This is a genomic window from Rhodoplanes sp. SY1 (assembly GCF_046000175.1).
Classification (GTDB): domain Bacteria; phylum Pseudomonadota; class Alphaproteobacteria; order Rhizobiales; family Xanthobacteraceae; genus Rhodoplanes.
Genome location: NZ_JBEOMB010000215.1, coordinates 1 through 3,029 on the forward strand (window position 1 = coordinate 1; position 3,029 = coordinate 3,029).

Annotated in this window: 3 protein-coding genes; all 3 read right to left on the reverse strand. The window is 53.4% G+C overall.

Features of this window, described 5'->3' with window-relative positions:
* Positions 1 to 256: 256 nt before the first annotated feature.
* Entirely contained in the window at positions 257 to 1,363 is a 1,107-nt protein-coding gene (locus ABTU92_RS28495) for a glycosyltransferase family 4 protein (RefSeq protein WP_408094949.1), read from the reverse strand.
* 72 nt (positions 1,364 to 1,435) lie between these two features.
* Complete coding sequence (locus tag ABTU92_RS28500) at positions 1,436 to 2,302, reverse strand: class I SAM-dependent methyltransferase (RefSeq protein ID WP_408094950.1); 867 nt, start codon at positions 2,300 to 2,302, stop codon at positions 1,436 to 1,438.
* A gap of 75 nt (positions 2,303 to 2,377) precedes the next feature.
* Positions 2,378 to 3,029, reverse strand: a 652-nt coding sequence (locus ABTU92_RS28505) for a transposase (protein ID WP_408094951.1), incomplete at its 5' end; no start/stop codon positions are given.

A 3,029-nucleotide genomic window follows, 5' to 3' on the forward strand; every position in this document is an offset into this window, starting at 1 on the left:
CCGGCCTGACCGGCGGCAGAGCGAATCGAGTGTCGCCGGCGCCATCCCAGGCTTGAATCAGCCCATCGAACCGCGATCAAGCTCCACTCCCCGAGTCAAACCGACACAGGGGGGGTGAGAAACTACGTTTCGCGACTCATCGACTCATCCGATTTCTTGAATCGGAAATCCCCTCCCCAGTCCAGGAATATCTTCGGCCGACAATCGCCGTCGCCCAAACTGGGCTGTTACCCAAACTATCAGATAGTGTGTCACGCTACAGGTTCTGGTAAATCTTTCCCATAGACGCGTGAAGCCTCGATAACGAGAACTCTTCGCGCGCGACACGGAGACAGGTAGTTGATATATTCTTATAGATTTCAGGATCGGCTATAAGCGAATTGACGACAACCACAAATCTATGCGAATTGTCCACAAGCCAGCCAGTCTCACCCTCACGTACTAAATCCGGAATCCCCCCTGCTGGCCAGCCAATCACCGGTAATCCAAGGCTCATCGCCTCCATCGCGGAACGCGGCAGCGGGTCGGGTACGTTTGAGGGAACAACTACAACGTCAATGCCTCTATAGATATCTTCAATAGAAGTCATTTTGCCCTCAAGAAGAATTACGCCTTCGGTGAATTCATGAGCAATACGGTCGAGGACTGACTGAAGCCAGGCTTTATCGGCAGGTGCGGCTTCTCCACGAATTACGAGTCGAACTGGGACGCCTTGAGCAACCGCCGCGCTCATCCAGTCAAGCAGAACGTTTATTCCCTTAAACGGATGCAACCGGCCGCAAAATCCCAATATGATCGGTCGGCCGCGATCGAGAATACGGCCACACCTCTCGTGGATCTCAACTCCATTATGTACTACCTCGACGCAACGTGGCAGATCACCGGAAAAGGGCCAGCACGGCCGGCTAACCAATATCATTTTATAAGAGCAAGCGGCGAAAAGACGCCAGACGAAGAACTCTGAGCGAGTGAGAGGAATATCTCGCACATGCGCTACTACTGGCGCGCCGCCGAATAAGCGAGCAAGCATCGCAACCCCGTGCGCCTTTAACCCATTGGAATGAATTGCAACAGCGGCAATCTCACGGCTCGCACGGGCGACGGCGCGCGCCGCAGCGAGCCAGTCGCCTGCCGCAGTAAAGACCGACCAGAACCGAAACGGCCTTTTAATTTCATTGACCTTTCCGAACGGCGTCACCAGTACTGGAACCCCCTCCTGCCGCGCCATCTCCGCTATTGAACCTTCTTCCGGCACCGCTAGCACCGGATCGACTAATGGATTGCGCAGAAGATCAAACAGGGAGATTTCAGCACCTCCTTTGAAGTGATTGACTGGTGCGAGAAAAAGAACTCGGCGCTTCATCTATACCCCATCATCTCAACCTTTTGAATTTGCGCAATTGATCACCGTAATTTGTCGCAATGATTCCCTAATTTACTTTTTATATGCAACAAGATAAGGCTGCCAGAACCTTGGTTCGTGAAAAATTTTTGCACCACAAAATCCAACTTCCTCACACAGTCTCAGTAGATAATTCTCTGAGTAAGCCACCGCCGCCTCGGGCTGAGCAAGCGACTCCACATGAGCATTGTCGAGTTGGTGACTAAATGTGTGACGCGTTCCGAAAGTCGGCGGCGGATGGTCGAGACAGAACACGGAATGATTCATATACCCCCCCGAGCGCAATAGCCTGTAACTCTCTCGCATGTAGTTTTCCAGATCGCGCTCAAGCAAGTGAGTGAACAATGACTTTGAAAACACAAAATCTACTGAGCTCTCTGGCTCCGGAATAACATAAAGGTCATCTGATTTATCGGCACTTTGATAAGAGCTACTTTTATTTGTAGACAGATGAAACCTAAATCTCGCGCTATCGAAATTCGCCTCACACCACTGTATCATTTCTTTATCTATATCTACTCCGATATACTTTCCACAAAACCTTCCAAGATTCGACGAAAAGTCCCTGATTACGTGCGCGCTCCTCCCACAGCCAGAGCCAATGTCCAGAATCGTCGAATCCATTTTTATCCACCCAGATTGCAGTGCATCCATCCAAAAGAATACAGCGTCGTTTAGGTACATTAAATGATTATTATATAATCTGTTGCCGACGCCCACCCTCACCCTCATGTGATTTGGGGGCAGCTTTCTAAACTCTGGAAATGCGAGTTTAAGCATACTGTCGGGAAAATCCAAAGCAAGTTTAATTCCCTTATTATAGGTCAACTTGGATAACGATGGAACTAATCTTCTTATCAATTTATCAAAGCTTGGCCGGCTTGCTTTAGTGTTCTTCATGGCATTGTCTCGATCTCAGGATGTTTTATCTGAACCCGCACAGAACGTAACTGATCACCCCCTTCGGAGGTTTGATCAGGCGGGAGCGGCGACTGACGCGGTGGCGAGGGCTGCGCGGAGGCTTGCGAGCGGGCTTTGGCCGTGGATGCGGCCGGTTGCGACGACGGAGCAGATGTCAGCGTAGACTTTGGCGCGCCAGGCGGAGCGGAACCCGTTGGTCACCTTCCGGAAGATCACCGAGGGTCGCAGCGCTCTTTCGCTGACGTTGTTGGTCGGCTCGATGTCGCGGCGCGTGAGGAACACGAGCAGCTTGTCGCGGCCGTCGACGGTGCCGTCGCGGGATTGGTGGGAATTGAGGGTGGCGTAGTCTCCGGGGTTCTGAACCTCGAATCGTCCGGCGTTGGCGCGCCGGATTGGAGACCACGCCATGACGAGCCCTACCACGAAGGCCGCTCTGTCGCAGCCAGCGATCGAGCCGACATCCTGCATTTTCGACAACTGGATGATCCGATCGAGACCGCGGTGTGCCGCCGCGTTCGCTCGTTCATCGAAGCGCTGATCGAGAGCGAGCTCGAAGCCGCTTTGGACCGTCTGCGCTATGGCCGGCGAGCGGTGGTGAACAATGATTCGGCGGCCCCCTCGACGGGCGCTGTCGGACACCGCCACGGCAAACGGACGCGCAAGCTGACGGGGACGTTCGGCACCACAGAAATCAGGGTGCCGCGGG